This window comes from Prosthecobacter sp. (assembly GCF_029946185.1).
Classification (GTDB): domain Bacteria; phylum Verrucomicrobiota; class Verrucomicrobiia; order Verrucomicrobiales; family Verrucomicrobiaceae; genus Prosthecobacter.
Window position 1 is genome coordinate 1 of record NZ_JAQSEA010000247.1, and the last position, 17,629, is coordinate 17,629.

The following is a 17,629-nucleotide window of genomic DNA, read 5'->3' on the forward strand; positions in this document are numbered from 1 at the left end:
ATTATGACGGCGAACGACGGTGGAGAGTGCGGCGGCGAGCGCGTATTCGTCTTCGATGATGAGGATGGCGGGAGGCATGCTTAGAGTAAGGGGAGCGTCACGAGGATAACTGCCCCGCCCTTGGGGTCATTTTGCAATTTCATTGTGCCACCATGCGCGGTGATGATGCTAGAGACAATGTTCAGGCCTACGCCCATGCCGCCTTCCTTTTCCGTGAAGAAAAGTTCGGAGCCCTGAGCCAGCGCCATTTCGGAAAAGCCAGCGCCGGAGTCGGCGAAGCGCAGCTCAAACCATGCATCGGCAGGCTGGCCGTTTATCTTTAGCCTGCCGCCGCGTGGCATTGCCTGAATGGCATTGATCATGAGGTTGCGTATCGCCTGGGCCAGGCGCTGGGAATCTCCCATGATGAAGACTGGGGCTGGTAGATCGAGTGTGATTTCAACGCCGGCATGAAGGGCCTGAGCTTCCATGTTTACGGCGACGCCACGGATGCACTCGGTGAGATCAAGTTTTACGAGCTTCGGTGGGAGCGGATTCGCGAGGTGGAGCCATTGGTTTACCAGACCGGCGATGACTTCCGACTCGCTTTCGATGAGCCGGACGGCTTGCGCGTCTTCCTCATTCTGTGGCGTCATCAGCTGGGCATGAAGCTGAATGGAGGCGAGGGGGTTTTTGATGTCATGGGCGAGGCTGGTGGCCACACGTCCGAGCATGGCGAGGCGTTCTGAGTGCGCGCGCTTGAGGCGCTCGCGCACGAGGAGCCAGCCGACGAGGGCGGAGATGAGCCAGAAGGCGATGAAGGCGTTGCGCGTGGCGGGGTCGCGGAGGGAGAGGGATGACACCACCGGCTTGCGCGAGAAGATCATGTCGTGCTTTTCATCCAGCCGGATGGTCAGACGGTCCTCGGTGTTGGCTGGCGCTGTGCCTGAATCGCGAAACTCAATCTGCATGCCGAGGAGTTGCTCCAGATCATGCGCGAGCTTCTGGCTGCGCGGCAAGGTCATGCGGCGTACAAATTCGGCATCGGCCTGTGCGAGAGCTTGGAAGAGGCGGTTGGATTCCTCGCGCTCGCGCTGACGGAGCCACGCGAGAAGCAGGAGTGATCCCGCGATGATGAAGGCGAGAAAGCCGAGACCTAGGGTAAGGCGGAGCTTGTGAGGAGAGGCGGACACTGCCTACGGTTCCGGCAGCGGGGCGCTTTTATCAATCGGCTTGTCTTCCCAGATGGCTTCTCCGGTGGAGGGCTCATAGGTGAGGATGCGGCTCTTGCTGCCGGGGACGGGGCGTTTGTCGATCTTGGGCAGCCACTTGGCGAGTTCGGTTTTTTTGGCGGTGTGGTTCGAATCACCCGCGAGATTGGTCCACTCGTTGGGATCGTTTTTCATATCGTAGAGCTCTTCGCTGCCGTCGGCGTAGCGGATATAGCGCCAGTCCTTGGTGCGGATGGTGTGGTTGCCCTGATTGTGAGTGGTGATGGCGGGCCATTCGCGGGGGGCATTGGCATCTTGAAACTGGGGCATGAGGCTGTGGCCTTCGATGTCGCTGCGGGCGGGCAGTTTGGCGAGGGCGAGAAGCGAGGGGAAGATGTCGAGGAGCTCCACGGGGCTGGTGCAGACCTGGCCGGCTTTGATGCCGGGTCCGGCGAAGATGAGAGGGACGCGGGTGCTGCGCTCCCAGAGGGTGTTTTTGCCGGTGATTAGTTTTTCGCCGAGATGCCAGCCGTGATCGCCCCAGAGGACGATGATGGTGTTGTCCGCGCGGCCGGTGGCTTCGAGTTCGCTCATCAAGCGGCCAACCTGGCTGTCCATGAAGCTGACGCAGGCTAGGTAGGCGCGCACGAGTGGACGCCATTCGTTGTATTTGCGCAGGGTGCTGAGGCGTGGCTCGGGGAGCTTCCAGTGCATGAAATCGGCGAACTTGGGGAGGTCATTGCGGTCGTCTTCTTTGACGGGGGGCATCTGGAGGGTTGCATCCGGATACAGATCAAACCACTTCTGGGAGGCGAAGCAGGGAACGTGAGGGAGACGGAAGCCAGCGGCGATGAAGAAGGGCTTGTCGGCAGGGGCGCGTTTCAAGGCATCCATAGCGGAGTCGGCGATTTTCCAGTCGGCATTGTCTTCTTCTTTTTCGGGGAAGACGCCCCAATCCATAGCGGGATGGCGGTCCGGGCCGGGGAGATTGGCGATGGGAGTCTTCGGCTTGGGCATTGGGCCGCGGCTGCCCCATTCGTTGAACTCGGCTTTTTGATCGCCGCCGCGCATGGAGCCGTCGTGGTAGATCTTGCCGCTGTTGAAGGTGAAGTAACCGGCTTGGGTGAAAGTTTGAGGAAGGGTGATGTGTGTCTTTGTTTGGTCCACTTCCCGAATGCCGGGGGCGAGGCCGTAGATGCCGGTGCTGGAGGGGCGCAGGCCGGTGAGCAGTGAACTGCGCGAAGGATTGCACAATGGGGCCTGGCAGTGGGCGCTGGCAAAGAGGGTGCCGCGTTTTGCCAAGGCATCGATGGCAGGTGTCTTCACCTGTGGATGCCCGCCGAGGCAGCCAATCCAGTCGTTTTGATCATCGATGGCGATGAATAGAACGTTGGGCCGCGAATCGGCGGCGTGAACCGAAGACAGGGCAAAAAAAGCAAGCAGGATGAACAACTTCATGGTCGGCTTCAAACGAAGCTCCGCCGATGAAAATAGCAGCATTAAGAAGCCACGTTTGGAACGAGGTGTTCGGCGGCTTTGGCGGCTTCGGCGCGGAGATCGGGATTGAGATTCTTCTGCTCGAATTCGTTGCACCAGCCTTTGATTTCAAGCTCGTTGAAGATCTTGCCGATGACGCGACGCAGGAGGCCTTTCAAATTGGGAAGTTCGACTTCCTGAAGGGAGCGGATGGCGGCTTCCTTGTAGCTTTCGAGGAGAGTCATGGCTTTCTCATGCGCGCCGCTGTCGAGGGCCCACTGCCGGATGGAGGCGTTGTCGGGCTTGGTTTTGGCAACGCCGTTCCAGAGGGCTTCCATCTGGTCTTTGACTTCGTCTTTGCCTTTCTCGCGCAAGAGGGAGAGGACAATGCTGGGGCGCATGTTCCATTCGTTGCCTGCGGCGGAGTCCTCACCGAGATCGTCGAGGTCATCGCGGATCTGGTAGGCGATGCCGAGGTTCTCGCTGTAGGTGTGCAAAACGTCGGCGCATTCGTCGAGCTGGCCTGCGAGAGCGGCACCCACCTTGAGGGCGACTTCAAATGCCGGGGCGGTTTTGCTGCGGAAGATTTCGAGCACCTGCGTGCTGCTGAGGGCGACGGGATGACGCGTCCAGAGGAGTTCTGCACCCTGACCAATGCAGAGCTCACGCTGGCCTTCGGCGGCGACGAGAATGGCGGCGCTGCGGATGTGGGCGGCGGCGTCATTGTCGGCAAGGAGGCGGTAGCCTTCACCGATGAGGAGGTCGCCGATGTTCAAGGCCACGGGGATGCCGTGCTCGGTGTGCAGGGTGGTTTCGCCGTAGCGTTCGGCGTCGCCGTCTTCGATGTCGTCGTGAACGAGGGAGGCTTTGTGGAAGATTTCGACGGCGATGGCGGCTTTTTTAACTGTGTCTGAGATCGGGCCTTCGGGGTCTTCGCGCAGGGCCTGGTAGGCGGCGACGGTGAGGAAAGGGCGCCAGCGTTTGCCGGCACGGGCGAGCCATTCGCGTGCGATGTCATCGCTGTGGCCGCGTGAGGGGCCCATGAGCGCGTTGAGCGACTCGATGGTGAACCAGGTTTTCACCTCGTCATGCAAGGCGTTCAGATTGAGGCGGCGGGTTTTGTCGTCGCTGGTGAGGTGGATGTAATCCCAGACCCAGTCGATATCGACGAGGGTGTCGATGCAGTCGTCCTGCAGCAGTGGCACAGCGACGGCGGGAATGGCGGCGGCTTCGATGTAGGGGAAGGTGCGCTCCAGCACGGCGAGGCAGGAAATGCCCACGATGGCTTCGATCTTGCCGGTCTGGATGAGGGACATGACGATGGCGCTGCCTTCGGCGACGAGGACGGCGTAGCCGAGTTTTTCAGCTTCGTTTTGGAAGTCCTGGATGGAGCAGAGGCCGCACTGCTTGCAGAGAAGGCCGAACTCATCAAAGGGGGCCGGGCATTTGCTTTCGACGCGGAGGCACTTCGGCATCAGCAGCAGACGCTTTTCAAAGGGCACGGTGGCGAGGGATTCACGCCAGGTTTCGTTGGCGAGCAGCACGCCGACATAGTCACGATGGATCTTATCGATGGCGTGGATTGTGACGATTTTATCCGTGTGTTCCTGCAGATCGGCCAAAGGCACCGGGGGGACGAGTTTCTGCTCTTCGGCATAGGCACGGACCCAGCCCAGGATCTGATCGCGCTCCGGCTTGGTCTGCGGGATGTTTTTCTTCGGCTGGCGGATACGGCGATTCAAACCGGGAATGGGCGGCGGAAGAGGGGCAGAACGGACGACGGCAGCGGACATGTGGGGAAAGGGAGAATGGCAGAATGCCGAATGAAAAGAGTGTGCGGTTTAACCGTGTAAGAAGGACTTAGTCTTGCAGATATTGCGCTAAAGCATGCGAATCTTGAGCCGCGAATGGGAATGGATCGGCTGTGTAGCGGGCGCTGGAACAAAATCTACCCTGACTTCAAACTACCGTGCCACGGCCACCTTTGGGAGTGTTTTTCTTGGATTTGGACTCGGGCAGCCCTTCATCCTGAAGAATGGTGTCCTGGGGGAGCGGCTCGGCGCCCTCTTCGCCTTTAGGGTCAGGCTCGGCAAAGGGAGTGGCCTTTTGGTAGAGCTTGAGACGGGTGTCGAACTCCTCCTGCAGCTTTTTTAGATCTTCAACAGGCAGGTCTTTGTCTTCGTTGAGAAGGTTGATGCAGCGCTTCTGCCAGAGTTCGGCTTCTTTGAATTCGCCGTTGCGAGCGAGAGCCGCAGCCATGGTGTCGATCATTTCATAAGGCTGTTCATCGCTCTGCACGACTTCCGCGACGAGTTTCAAGGCACGCCGAGCGAGAAGGACGGCACTTTCACCATTGTGCAGATTGTCCTCCGGGCAGGTGGCCAGGAACCAGGCAAGATTGTTGGCGGCCCAAGGGTCTTCCGAGCGCGCGGCGCGGCGGTACCAAGCCCCTGCACGGCGGTAATCTACCGGCAAGCCCTGCCCGGTGTAGTAGAGATTGGCGAGGCGCGACATGGCGGGGACGAAGTCCTGCTGCGCGGCTTTGAGGTACCAGAGCGCCGCCTTGGAGAGGCTTTTGTCAATGCCGTCTCCCCGTTCGAGCTTTGAGGCATAGGCGGTCTGTGAGGGTGGGCTGCCCTGATCGGCGGCCTTTTTGAACCATTCCGCCGCTTTGGCCGTGTCTTTTTTCACGCCTTTGCCATCCTCATACATGGTGGCCAGACTGTGCTGTGACAGGGCAAAGCCGAGTTCGGCGGAGCTGCGGTACCACTCCGCCGCCTTGGCGAGATCCTTCTTCACGCCGACCCCGTCTTCATAAAGGGTTCCCAGGACATGCTGCGCGCGCAGATGCTTCTGCTTGGCCGCCTTTTCGACGGACTTCACCCCTTCTTCGATATTTTTCTTCAGGCCTTCACCGGTGATCATGCGCAGTCCCAGTTCGAACTGAGCGTCGGCATCACCACGATCGGCCCAGTCTCGAAGATCCTTTTCATCCACACGCTGAGTCTGCTGCGCCGTCAGGATGGAAGCAGAAAACAGCAAAGCCATGAGGAGGCCAGTGAGGAAGGGGGGAAAGGGCGCATGCTTCATGGTGGGAAATTACGTCTGGCCGGGGCCGTCTCAACCATCAAAATGCAGCCAGCCCGTAAATTGACAGACCTTCTGCCGCAATCCCGAGGATGCCAGGCGGCATCAACCTCCCGACAAAGGCGGCGACCGGCTCGCGGAAAAACATCTCTGATTGTGGTCAAAAGCAGCATCCTCGCGCGCCCCGGCGGATTCATTTCTGCAGCCCGTTTTTCGCTCGCCCGGCATTCGCTTTCATATCCAGATGTGGTATGAGGGCGGCATGAAAGCGCTTCCGCACATCGCTCTGCTCGCCTGTTGCGGCCTTCTTTTTCTCGTCGGCTGCGGTGCCAACATCAACGCCATTCCCGGCCCGCCGCTTACCTATGATGACTTTGGCACGGAGTCGATGGCCAGCCACCTACTCGGCCCTAAAAGGGAGAACACGCAGGTCATTGCTCGATTTGGCTCCACGGATCCAACTCCGCCGCCTGAAGGCCCTGATGTGCGTTTTGTCAGTGTGAGTCAGGCCATGAACTACCTGCGCCACAGCGTGCGCAAGCTCCCCAGAACACCGGAAAATGCGGCGCTGCACCAGCGCCTCTCGACCACTTACAGCCGTTTGTACAGGCAATATTCCACGAAACGTGACTCGTTCATGTCCGTCCCCTCGGCCAGCTATGGCCGGGGTGGCATGAATCGGGCGCTGATGATGCCGCCAATGCCGCCGTCAATCTGAGCGCGGCGCATTTGACAATGCCGCCACTGCCCGCCACACTCCGGCAGCTAAAAAAACGCGGGTGTAGCTCAATGGTAGAGCAGGTGCTTCCCAAGCATCATACGTCAGTTCGATTCTGATCACCCGCTCCACGCTTCGCCGGCCTCAAGGCTGCATCTTAAATAGCGCCAGCAGCACCTCTCCGCGTATCCTGCCTGTCAGCGGTGAATCCGACTTTTCCGCCACTGCCACAGCTGCGACCCTTTGTGGCGGATCGTCAAACCGCCGCATCCACACCGCCTCTGTCGCGGCTTTCAGCGGCTCATCCAGCCGCGCGTTGTAGTCAGCAAAAAATCCCTGCGTCGCAAAATACTGCGCAGCGGCGATGCGCGGGTCATCCGCAGCCACATCGAGGTCGTTGAAGAAGCTTACCATCACGTGGTTCGCGACCAGCTTGCGCAGCAGCACCTCGGCATCGAGCTGCGCTGGTGCGATGCCTTGCTGCACTGAGAGAGCGGCTGCATGTCCTGCGGACTCTGCGAGAGCCATCCAGGTCGGCTCCAGTCGAATGGTGCCCCAGGCGACGTGCGTCGATGAAAGGCAGACGGGTACGAGAAGATTGTCCACACCCTGCGGTAAAATGGTTCGATAAGGCACCTGACCGGGGAAGGTCTCCACATCGAGCATCATCTTGCCCTCTTCCAGCGCTCCGGGGATGTGGCGTGGCGTACAGGCGTGGGTGTCGAGATACCACTCCGTCACGCCGATGCTGTCCGCATGCACCGGCGCACGTTCCAGACCGCTCGCGAGCATCGCATCGTGCTGGGTGAAGAGGTATCGACCCGTGATGCGGCGAGCTTCACGCACATAAAATTCATAGGGACGATGCGCGTTGTCGGCGAATTCATCTTTGGCCAGTCCGTACTCGCGCCACGACTTCTGCCGCTGCGCCTCCACGGAGGGATCGTTTTGTAGAAAGTAAAGGAGGCCCATCGTGGCGTTCCAATGCGCGTCCATCACCTCGCGGCGACCGGGCCAGTCAGCCTCCACATAGTCGGTCTGCATTCCCACAAGCTGCGGACGGTTCCAACCACGTTTGGAATTGGGGATGGGCGAGACGATGGAGCCGTGTTCGAGCCGTTTGAGCTTCTCGGGGTCATAATCCGCCGGCATCTCCACGGGCATGCGGTTCGCAGGATCGGAGCTGAGCATCGTGCGGTAGTTGAAGGCCTGCACGTTGCCGTCTGCCTCACCGGTGCTCATGGGTTCTTTGATGCGCTGAAAGCCGCTGAATTTGCGGAGATTCAAACCGGCATGCAGCTGGGCCGCATGTGCGATCTCTTCTGTGGGAGCGGTTTTGACGGCTTCCATGTAGACCACTCCGGCATGGGGCTCCTTGAATTCGTCACGCGATTCGCGTCCGACGCGATAGGGCACCTTGGCCATGGCAGCGAGATCGCCTTCGTAGCTGCAATCGGCGAATACTTTTGCGCTGATTTGTTTTTCTCCTTTGCCGTCGAGTTCACCAAAGGTCACCGACTTCAACAGGGGGCCATCACGTTGAACTGATTTCGGATAATAACCGCACACGACCGTGATGTTTTTTTCCTGCGTCACCAATCGGGTCAAAACCATCTCGGCCACATGCGGCTCAAACTTCCCGTTTGTGTGTCCGCTTTTTCCCGGCAGCGCATTTTGATACTGCGGCGATTTTTCGCCATACGTCGTGCGGTAGTGCTCAAAAATGGCCTGGCGTGCTTCGTCGTAAATCGGCGCGCGTTTTCCTTCCCACAAAGTATCCCACACACCAAGGCCGCTGGAGAGGATGCCGCCCAGATGGGCATTGTGGTTCACCAGCACAACGCGAAGCCCTTCTCTGGCTGCGCGCACCGCCATCGCAATGCCTCCGGGAGTGGCTTCATAAATGCAGAGGTCGGCTTCCTCCGCGCGGAGTGATGAAGCGGCCAGCAAGATGGAAAGGGCGGCGATGAATGCTTTCATAGAGTCGTCAAAACTTCGGATCCTGAGCAGGATCGCTGGGTGGTGATTCATTGCCCACCACATCGAGAAAAGTCAGCGAATAGACATGGCCCACTTTTGAGTCATCGCTGATGCCGGTGGCTCGCAATCCTTCTGGTGGTGCATCCCGTGATGTTGCTATGCGAGCGCCTGGCTTCACCCCAAGTTCTTTCCATGGCATGCCATCGCGCTGAATGCGCAATGAACGTATTCCGCCATCAAGGGCAGGCACCACATTCCAGTTGAGTTGCACGATTCCAGCAGCATCACGCATGGCCTTGAGCGCAGGGGCTGTGAGCTTTGGATTCACAGGATGCAGCGTGCCGTGTTCGGAAAACTCACGCCAAAGTTTTGCCAGCCCCGCATTCGGCAGCCAGGAGAGAGTGGGATCATGGAGGTTAGCCTCATCCAGTGCGCGATCTTGAAGTGAAGCCATGTCAACCAGCACGCCGGGGAGTTTTTTCCCGTCCAGGCGAGCGCTCAGTACTGCATCAAAGAAAGGGATGACCACCAGCCGCGAATCATCACAGCCGTGTTCAGACAGCGGATCAATGAGACGCACCACGGTGCCGCCTTGGGAACGCAGTTCACGAAGCATGGTGTTCATCGGCGTCCATGAAACAAAGTGGCTGGAGGTCGGAACGGTCTCACGCTTTCCCCAGACGAACAGCAGCGGCAGCTCCCGGGCTGCGGGGGCAAACTTGGCGCGAAAGGCTGGGTCACCGAACTGCTTGTGACAGCCTCCGCGAAACGAAGCCGCCAGCACACGCTCTGGATGACGAACGATCATCTGCGCCGACCAGCTTGATCCGCCGGAATGGCCCCAGAGCACCCACGGCACGTCTTTGAGTTCCACATGACCCGAAAGCTGGGAGAACTCCGCCAGCGCAGCCAAGAGCGCCCGCTCGGAGCCGCTTTCGGGATCATTCCATTCGTCACAGCCCTTTGCCACGTGATACATCGGCGAAAGCAAGGCGCAGCCATGCTGGCGAGCCAGCGCGCGCCAATGAAAGTCCAGGGTCACAGGCGGATGTTTGTCCGGCGAGGCATTGGTGCAGCCGTGCTGATGGATGATCACCGCTTTGATTGGCTTTGCGGAATCTGGCAGCCAGCAGGAAAATTCTGCATGCTGAAATCGATCACCTCCGGAGGGTGGGATGATGAGATTTAGCAGTTGTCCGTCATCTGCACGGGCCAGCGCAGCGGCGCTGCATAAAGAAAGGATTAGAACGATGAGTTTCATGGTTTGAGCTGCTTCCAGAGGCCAAGTAAAACGGCACCTCGGGTTTGAGCTGTGGCAGGTGAGTCCTGCGACTCTGCAGCATGCACCGCAACTGCGATCTGCATTGGATCCAGAGTTCGCTGCTGAAGCTGTTTGAATCCTGATTCCCAGGCGGTCCGCACGCTTGCTGTGAGCGACGCATCCAGCCGGGCATTGTAACTGTCAAAGAAACCCTTTGTCCCGAAGTACTGCGCGGCGGCGATTTGCGGATCATCAGATGTCACATCGACATCGTTGAAAAAGCTGATCATCACGTGGCTGGAGGCAAGCTTGCGAATGAGCAGGTCAGGATCCAATGCAGCAGCGGTGGTCTGGCGTTTGACTGCGAGTGCGGCGGCAAATCCGGCGGATTCGCCTGTCTGCATCCAGACGGGTTCCAGACGGATCGAGCCCCAACCGACGTGAGAGGCGGACAGGGCCACGGGCACGAGGAGGTTGTCGATTTCCTGCGGCAGCAGACTGCGATACGGCACCTGCGCCGGACGCGACTCTTCGCCGAGAAACAAGATGCCGTCCGTGTTGCCAACTGGAGTTCTGCGCGGCAGGCAGGCCACGGAATCCACCGGCCAGTCGGTCATGGCAATGCTGTCAGCATGCACTGGCGTGCGTGAGGTGCCTGTGGCAATCACATTGTCCTGCTCCTTGAAAACATAGCGACCCACCAGCCGCCGTGCCTCGCGCACGTAGATCTCATAGGGCAGATGATTGTTGTCTGAAAACTCATCCGCAGCCAGACCGTAACCGGCGAACTGCTTCCGATCCGACTCAGGCGCGGCAGGATCATTCTGCGCCCACCAGAGTCGCATCAGCATGCCTTCGAGATAGCGCTTTGAAATGGCCTCGCGGGTCGGCCAGTCGGCAGCGGGGTATTCATTCTGCGGGCCGATCAGTCGGCCGCCATTCCATGCCACTTTCTGATTAGGCACGTTCGGCACAAAGCCACCACCGCCTGCTGCCTTGGCGATGGCGACATCGTAATTTGCTGGCTTGGAAAGCATGATGCGATTCGCTGAATCGCGCGTGAGGATCAGGCGGTAGTTGTAGGCCATCACGGAGCTGTCCGCCTCGCCGCTGTTTGGGCCTTCGACGATCTCGGCTGTGGCGTGGCTGTTGTAGCGAATGTTCAGCGTGCCCTCGTCGGCTGCTTTGGGGAATCCACGCTGGCCCGGCTCCTTGTGACGCTCCTCTGAATAGATCACCCCCGCATGAGGTTCGTCGTATTGGCTGCGAGCTTCGCGACCAATCTGCGACTTTACACCTGCAGCGGCCATGAGATCGCCTTCATACATACCATCGGCGAAGACTTTGGCGCTGACGGTTACTTCGCGGCCGCCATGCATGGGCTGGAGTGTGGCACTTTTTAGGATGCGGCCTTCGCGCACTGTCTTCATGACTATGTGTCCCAGCAGCACGGTCAGGGACTTCTCGTGCTCCACCATCTGATTGAACAGCATCTCGGCGATACGGGGCTCAATTTTGGGACGGTCGATATGCGCACGGCTCGTCGCACTGGGCATGGAGAGCAGATGCTGGGTGGATTTTTCGCCATAGGTTTCGCGATAGTAGTCGCGCGCGCCGTGGAGCATTTCGCCATACAGCGGTGAGCGCAGCGCATCAGACGGTGCTTCCCACCCGCCTGCGCCACTGGTTGTGAAACCGCCGAGATGCTGCGTGTGATTCACCAGCAGCACGCTGAGTCCTTCACGTGCCGCACGCACCGCGCAGGCGATCCCACCCGGCGTTCCGCCGATGACGATCAGATCGTAGGATTTGCCATTCACGTCCTGAGGCTTCGCGGCGCTCTTCAGCAGCATCGGCGGCGGGATTTTCACTGACGCGGAGGGTGTTTTGGCTTGAGCGGGAAACCCTGCATCTGTGCGGGTGTTGCGCTCTGCCGTGGCTTCGACTTCTGGCAGGATTTGCAGGCCATCGACCACGACATACCCGTCGGCGTCCACATTGGAAATTTTGATGACAGGCGATTCTCCCTTTTCAAAAGCATACACTCCAAGCGAGCGCGGCATGCCATCCTCCAAACACTCCTCCCGCTGGTTCAACTTCACCGCCTTCGCGCCAATCTTGATCAACGCATTGCTCGCGCGATTGCTCGCCGCCGTATAGAGCAGCCGCACCTCGTAGCGCCCCGTGGCAGGAATCTGCGGCGTGAACGTGGCCGTGGCAGGCCCCTTGCTCCCCGCCACCCGATAGGCCGCACCCACCAGTGCCGACCGCTGGTCGCTCACACTCCAGCTTCCGGTGAAAGCCGCCTGCGCATCATCCAGAACAATGCCCGCCGCCTTTCCTGCCACCGGCTCCGCCGTGGACTTCTGCGCCTGGTCTGTCGCCGCCAGCGTGAAGCGCGTGCTCACAACCGAGTTCTGCTCCTCGCCAGGACGATACTTCACATACGTCGTGGCCACCAGCGTCGCGTCCGGCAGCAGTTCGAGACCTGGATACCCACAATCACCGCCCTTGTAGCTGTGCAGCAGTTTGATTTTGTATTCACCATCCCGACCACTCACGATGTCCTCGTAGCGCCCCACCCACGCAACAAAATGATTCTTTGTCGGGCTCTTGGCTCCGGTGTCGCGAAAGCACACGACCAAGCGGCCATCCGGTGCATACACCGCTTTGTGCCGGTCGCCATGCAGACCGGGTGGCAATGCCTTCACCGCCGACCAACTTTTGCCTTCGTCATCGCTGGTGATGAAATGCGCCGGATGGGTGCGGATATTTTCACGGATGAGACACAGCAGTTGTTTCCCATCGGGCGAGCGCAGCACTTCGGGCTCGCAGGGTTTCAGATCGCCGAGATCCACCAGCACGCGCCACGGGCTCCAGGTCAGTCCGCCATCGGTCGATTCGCTCTGCGTGACCACATTCGACTTCAAATCCTTTGTTTCGCCCGGACGACGGATGTTGGAGAGACCGATCAGCCTTTTGCCGCCTTCCACCGGCATGATGGTGCAAAAGGGCATCACCGTAACGAGGCCATTGCCCTGCATGGGTGACCATGTCCTGCCATCATCCGTCGAAATGGACTGCTGCATGGTGCCATCCGGCCCTTGCCCGGCAAAGACAAACAAGCGGCTCACTCCCTGCGGGTCCGTCAGGCGATAGAGCGCCGGGCAGTTTTTCACCAGCTTCCAGTTCTCCGGCACGGGGAGCAGTTCGCTCCATGTTTTGCCGCCATCCTCACTGCGCTTCATCGGCCCGCAGCCGCCGCCATGCCCATGCGTCCACACGCAGAGCATCGTCTTGCCATCCGGCAGCAGCAGCGTGGTGGGATGGCCTTGATATTCCTCCGCTGTGCCTTGGGCGATAACAACCTGCCGGGAGGTGTCCTGAGACAGATCCACCGTCGGCGGTGGGTCAACGGCGTGAAGAAACGAAACGGCAAGCAGTGCGTGTGCAACGGTGGTCAGAAGGCGCATGCATTCTAGACGTCAGGCAGCCCGGGTTGTTGCTGGTCAATTCAGCAGACCACTGCGTATAGGCGGTTTCGTGGAGGGGGGAGGCAGGAAGATTGCAGCAGCGAATCAATCACCCGTTGCCTACGAAAATGAGTCATGATTCTTCCAAGCACTACGCCGTCATACGTGCCAGCACTTCGGCATCCACCGGCTTGCAGGAGCGATAGCCTTCGCCGTGCTCGGGGAGCTCAGCGAGGAAGGAGCTGCGAGACTCGGCGGTTTGGAAATCGAGGCCGATCAGTGCACGTCCGATGCGCTCGCCGGACTGGCGATAATTGAAATAGCAGAGGCTGGCTCGATCGCGGATGAGGCGGGCGAGGAAGTCGTGCAGAGCACCGGAGCGCTCGTAAAAATCGAGCCGGAGAAAGACAGGGTTGGTGAGCAGATCTCCTCGCAGGGGAATAGCGCGGAAGGCGACATCCACGGCTCCGGTCAGGTCTTCCCACAGATAACCCCCTGCCTCCAAACGAGCTGGCAAAGCCGCGAGCTTTTCGGCATTTTCTGCCGTGATGGTGAACACTGGCCAGGCCTGATCGCTGCGATGCAGGCCGTATTGGAAATCGGCGATGTTGAGGCCTTCGAAGCAGGAATCTAGCAGCGCGAGCATGGCACCTGGACGCTCAGGAATCTGCACGCGCAGGGCGCGTGAGGCGGTGTTGCTGGAGCCTTCGGACTGGGCGATGAGGCCGAGCTGGAGGAAGTCGATGTTGGCACCGGTGATGACGATGAGCACCTTCTTGCCCGCGAGTGCAGCGCGGTCTTTTAGCACGGCAGCGAGACCCATGGCACCTGATGGCTCTGAGACACAGCGCAGGGTCTCCCAGAGCACGCGGATGGCGGCGCTGACTTCGGCATTGGTGATGGTGCTTACGCGATCCAGGGTCTCCTGGCAGATGCCAAAGGGCAGAGCGCCAGCTTTGCGCACGGCGGTGCCATCGCAGAAGATGTCGAGGTCATGGAGTTCGACGGGATTGCCTGCAGCGAGTGCGGCTTTCATTGAAGCCTGCCCAACACCTTCCACGCCGACGGCCTCCATGTGGGGCCAGTAGGTTTTAAGCCAGCAGGAAACTGCGGAAGCCATGCCGCCGCCGCCGATTTGAAGGTAGGCGGCATCGAACGGGCCGTGGCCGGAGAGCACGACCTCATCTGCCAGGGTGCCCTGCCCGGCCATGACTTTGAGGTCATCGTAGGCATGCACGTAGGTGGCGCCGCTGCTGCGCTCGTCTTCACGCGCGGAGGTCACGGCTTCGTCATAGCTGTCTCCAGCGAGCATGATGCGAACGAATTCGCCGCCGTGGTGCAGCACTGCGTTTTGTTTCACCTTGGGTGTGGAACGCGGCATGTAGATGCGTGCGTGGATGCCGAGTGTTTTGGCGGCAAGGGCCACGCCCTGGGCGTGATTGCCAGCGGAGGCGGTGACAACGCCCTTGGCGCGCTGCTCTGGGGTGAGCTCGGTCATGGCGTTGCAGGCACCGCGCCACTTGTAGCATTTCACCGGGGAGAGGTCTTCGCGCTTCACCCAAATCTCAGGACCGGGCTCGGAGCCGGGCAGGATGAGACGCTCCATCGGCGTCGGCTGGCCGAAGCGATAGACTCGCTCCCGGGCAAACAAGATTTCCTGCCGCAAGCGGCGATCCAGAGGCAAATTTTCGCGTTCCATTCGTGGCGGCATACATTCCCGCCTCTCCTGCATCAGCAAGAGGTTTCGCCATTTCAATGCGCCACCTTTTTCTTCGAAGCCGGATGCTTCCATTCCAGAATTTGTCCGTCCTGCTCTAGGCGTGCTTTCAACTTGGTGTAATCCACCTGCTGCACGGGGATTTTGTCATCCATGCCATGCAGGCGGCTGCTGCGGCGCTCTGGCTGGTGCACATGAATACAGGCTCCATGCGGATGCTGCTGTAGGCGGTATGGCTGGCGCTGAGGGCGAAGGTGACGAGGAGATTGTCGCACTCGCTCTGCTTGGGCACGATGGCCGCGTAGCCGATGCCATACGGGGGTGCGCCCTCACGCCCGCCTGCGGTTTTGCCTTCGCGAGTGACGACGCCGTCCTTCACGATGCGGCGGATTTCATGCGTATCTGTGCCGTAGCTGCCGAGGCTGATGGGCTTGGGGGCGTTTTCATGCCCAAAGGTGTGATGCTCTGTGATGACAAGATCGCTGACCATGCGGCGCGCCTCGCGAACGTAAATTTGGTGTGGCCAGCCGCCGTTGTCGGTAAACTCGTCTTTGGGCAGGCCGAAGCGCTGCATGTCTTTCCGCACCTGCTCCGGTACGCGTGTGTCGGTGGCGAGGAAGTGCAGCAGGCCACGATGATAGTCCTCGTGCTGCTTCGCGATTTTCTCGCGCTGGGCGTAGGAGGCCTCCGGCCATGCGTGGGAGGCGCCGGGAAGATTGCCGCCAAAGGTCGCGGTGTTGAAATCCCATTTATCATTCGGCAGTGCATCGTGCTTGGAGAACCAGCGCAGGTCCATGGCGTCGCCATTGGCCAGACAGGCTTCGATGAAGCGAACGATGATCTCGTAGCGCTTGGGATCGTAGTCCGAGGGCGGTGTGATGGGGATCATGTTTGCCGGGTTTGTGGTGAGGCAGAGACGAAAGCAGTAGGCCTGCACGCCGGGAGCGGGCTCGCCCGGTGTGCCGGGTTCGCCGGCTTGAATGAGGGGCAGCAGGCCGCTTTTTGGGTCGCCTTTTACCACATAGGGATCGAGCGGAAAATCGCGATCCCACACGCCTTGGCCGCCTTTGAGACGCCCACTTGTCTCGGGCTGTGCGTAGGAGGTGTGCGGCATAAATTTTTCCACGTAATGGATGCCGTTGTAGGTCTCCCCATACTTGGCATTGCCCTCGCGTAGCAGCGTGTAGCTCACGCCTGCTTTTGCCATCAGATCGCCCTCGTAGGTGGCGTCGATGAACATCTTGGCGCGAAATACGGTGCCGTCTTCGGTGATCAGCTCGGTGATGCGTGCGCCGTCTTTTTTGACCGATGCCAGCCTGGCTTTCACATGCACTTTTACACCTGCTTCACGTGCCATGTCATTGAAGACCTGCTCGGCTTTGTGCGGCTCAATGGCATACGCTCCGCCTGTGGCTGGGCCGCCGCCTTTGCTTTCAAATGCTTTGTCCCATGAAAGCGTGACACCCACCGTTGCGGCGAGTCTGGTGAAGTACTCACGCGAAATGCCGCCAACGGAGCGGGGATCTCCAATGTCCACGGCGCTGAGGCCGCCGCTGGTCATGCCGCCGAGATGACGGCCGGGCTCTGCAATGACCACCGTCTTCCCCATCCTTGCAGCCTGAACTGCCGCAGCCACGCCACCGCTGGAGCCGCCGTAGACGCAGAGGTCGGATTCCACCACGGCGGCAGTGGCGAGCGAGGAAGAGAAAGCCAAGGCAAAGAGAAGCGACTTCATAAGTTGTATCAGACAAGACGCACAAAGAACGACGGCCTTGCTGGTCAAGAAGGCTGACCAGCGGCGAGATCGATGAAGATCACCGACAGGGGCTCACCTGCTTTGAGGGTGACCTCAAGGCTGTTTTTGCCTTCGCGCAGCAGTTTGGCGGGAAGGGTCCATGAACGCAATTCGTCTGACTTGCCGAGCAACGCTGGGTAGGGCACGGGGAAAAGCTCTGAGACGTCGTTGGTCGCGACCAGAGTTTCGCCATTGAATGTGGCGGTCCATTCACCACTCCCGAGCGGCTGGTCTGCTTGAATGCGGACACGCGCATCTTGTTTCCAGCCTCCTGTGGGTGGGGCGAGATCGAAGTTGAACTTGGCAGGTTTGCCAGCTTCGATTTTGCGCGGCACGGGAAGAGGCTTCATGCCGGGGGCACGCCAGCCTTGGGCGATGAACCAGTGCTGGGGTTCTTGAGCGAGAGCTTTTGGATCACGCAGGGCTTTGAGAGCTTCGAAGGGTGGTTCGCCAAAGATGCCGCGGCCTTCACCCTGACCATGTTGGCGGTAGTAGGCGAAATTGAAGAGGCTGATGCCGTCTGCGCCGCGTGCGTAGGCGAGGTGTGCGGAAGTGTGGAGGTGCTCGCGGGTGGCACGGCGGAAGGGAAAGACGTCGTAGCCTTTGGTGACTTTGTCTCCTTTCCAGAGGGTGTGGCAGAGTTCGAAGTAGAGGGTGGCTCCTTGTGTCTGCGTCCGAATGGCGGCGAGATCGTGCTGCTGGGTGGTGAAGTAGTGCTCGGAGGCGTTCACCATGTCGAGTCCAGCGGCGACGAGGGATTTTAAATCGAGACCGAGAACATCCAATGCAGGGATATGACAGGGCACGCGGGCGCAGAGCCAGCGGCGCCTTCCATTGCGGGTGGTTTGATCAAGCAACTGGCGCACTTCGCGAACAAAGCCGGTCATGATGACGCGGCGTTGCTCGAGTGGAGTTTCTTCCAGACGGAAGTA

Annotated in this window: 11 protein-coding genes and 1 tRNA gene; 2 read left to right on the top strand and 10 right to left on the bottom strand. The window is 59.8% G+C overall.

Features of this window, described 5'->3' with window-relative positions:
- Nucleotides 1–80 precede the first annotated feature (80 nt).
- From PSV43_RS20455 to PSV43_RS20470, 4 genes are all read right to left on the bottom strand, one after another.
- The gene (locus PSV43_RS20455) at nt 81–1,172 is read right to left on the bottom strand and encodes a HAMP domain-containing sensor histidine kinase (protein ID WP_300201950.1); all 1,092 of its coding nucleotides are present in this window, start codon (nt 1,170–1,172) and stop codon (nt 81–83) included.
- Nucleotides 1,173–1,175: 3 nt separating this feature from the next.
- On the bottom strand, nt 1,176–2,648 hold the full coding sequence (locus PSV43_RS20460; RefSeq protein ID WP_300201953.1) for a sulfatase: 1,473 nt from the start codon (nt 2,646–2,648) through the stop codon (nt 1,176–1,178).
- Between the two features lie 41 nt (nt 2,649–2,689).
- Entirely contained in the window at nt 2,690–4,459 is a 1,770-nt protein-coding gene (locus tag PSV43_RS20465; RefSeq protein WP_300201955.1) for a polyprenyl synthetase family protein, read from the bottom strand.
- Nucleotides 4,460–4,625: 166 nt separating this feature from the next.
- A complete protein-coding gene (locus PSV43_RS20470; protein ID WP_300201958.1) occupies nt 4,626–5,756 on the bottom strand; it encodes a tetratricopeptide repeat protein in 1,131 nt (376 codons plus the stop codon).
- A 259-nt stretch (nt 5,757–6,015) separates the two neighbouring features.
- Here PSV43_RS20470 and PSV43_RS20475 point away from each other — a divergent pair, with 259 nt between their 5' ends.
- Nucleotides 6,016–6,471, top strand: coding sequence for a hypothetical protein (locus PSV43_RS20475; RefSeq protein ID WP_300201961.1), 456 nt, complete (start codon nt 6,016–6,018; stop codon nt 6,469–6,471).
- A gap of 57 nt (nt 6,472–6,528) precedes the next feature.
- Nucleotides 6,529–6,602 (top strand) — tRNA-Gly (locus PSV43_RS20480).
- Nucleotides 6,603–6,615: 13 nt separating this feature from the next.
- Here the strand turns inward: PSV43_RS20480 and PSV43_RS20485 are convergent.
- The 6 genes from PSV43_RS20485 to PSV43_RS20510 all read right to left on the bottom strand — a co-directional run.
- Nucleotides 6,616–8,451 (bottom strand): FAD-dependent oxidoreductase, encoded by a 1,836-nt coding sequence (locus PSV43_RS20485; RefSeq protein WP_300201964.1) that lies wholly within the window; start codon nt 8,449–8,451, stop codon nt 6,616–6,618.
- 7 nt (nt 8,452–8,458) lie between these two features.
- Nucleotides 8,459–9,712 (bottom strand): hypothetical protein, encoded by a 1,254-nt coding sequence (locus PSV43_RS20490; protein ID WP_300201967.1) that lies wholly within the window; start codon nt 9,710–9,712, stop codon nt 8,459–8,461.
- A complete protein-coding gene (locus PSV43_RS20495; protein ID WP_300201970.1) occupies nt 9,709–13,185 on the bottom strand; it encodes an FAD-dependent oxidoreductase in 3,477 nt (1,158 codons plus the stop codon). The genes PSV43_RS20490 and PSV43_RS20495 overlap by 4 nt, the downstream gene beginning before the upstream one ends.
- A gap of 151 nt (nt 13,186–13,336) precedes the next feature.
- Complete coding sequence (locus PSV43_RS20500; RefSeq protein ID WP_300201972.1) at nt 13,337–14,884, bottom strand: pyridoxal-phosphate dependent enzyme; 1,548 nt, start codon at nt 14,882–14,884, stop codon at nt 13,337–13,339.
- 127 nt (nt 14,885–15,011) lie between these two features.
- The gene (locus tag PSV43_RS20505; protein ID WP_300201975.1) at nt 15,012–16,637 is read right to left on the bottom strand and encodes an FAD-dependent oxidoreductase; all 1,626 of its coding nucleotides are present in this window, start codon (nt 16,635–16,637) and stop codon (nt 15,012–15,014) included.
- Between the two features lie 44 nt (nt 16,638–16,681).
- A partial coding sequence (locus PSV43_RS20510; RefSeq protein ID WP_300201978.1) for a hypothetical protein occupies nt 16,682–17,629 on the bottom strand: 948 nt, incomplete at its 5' end.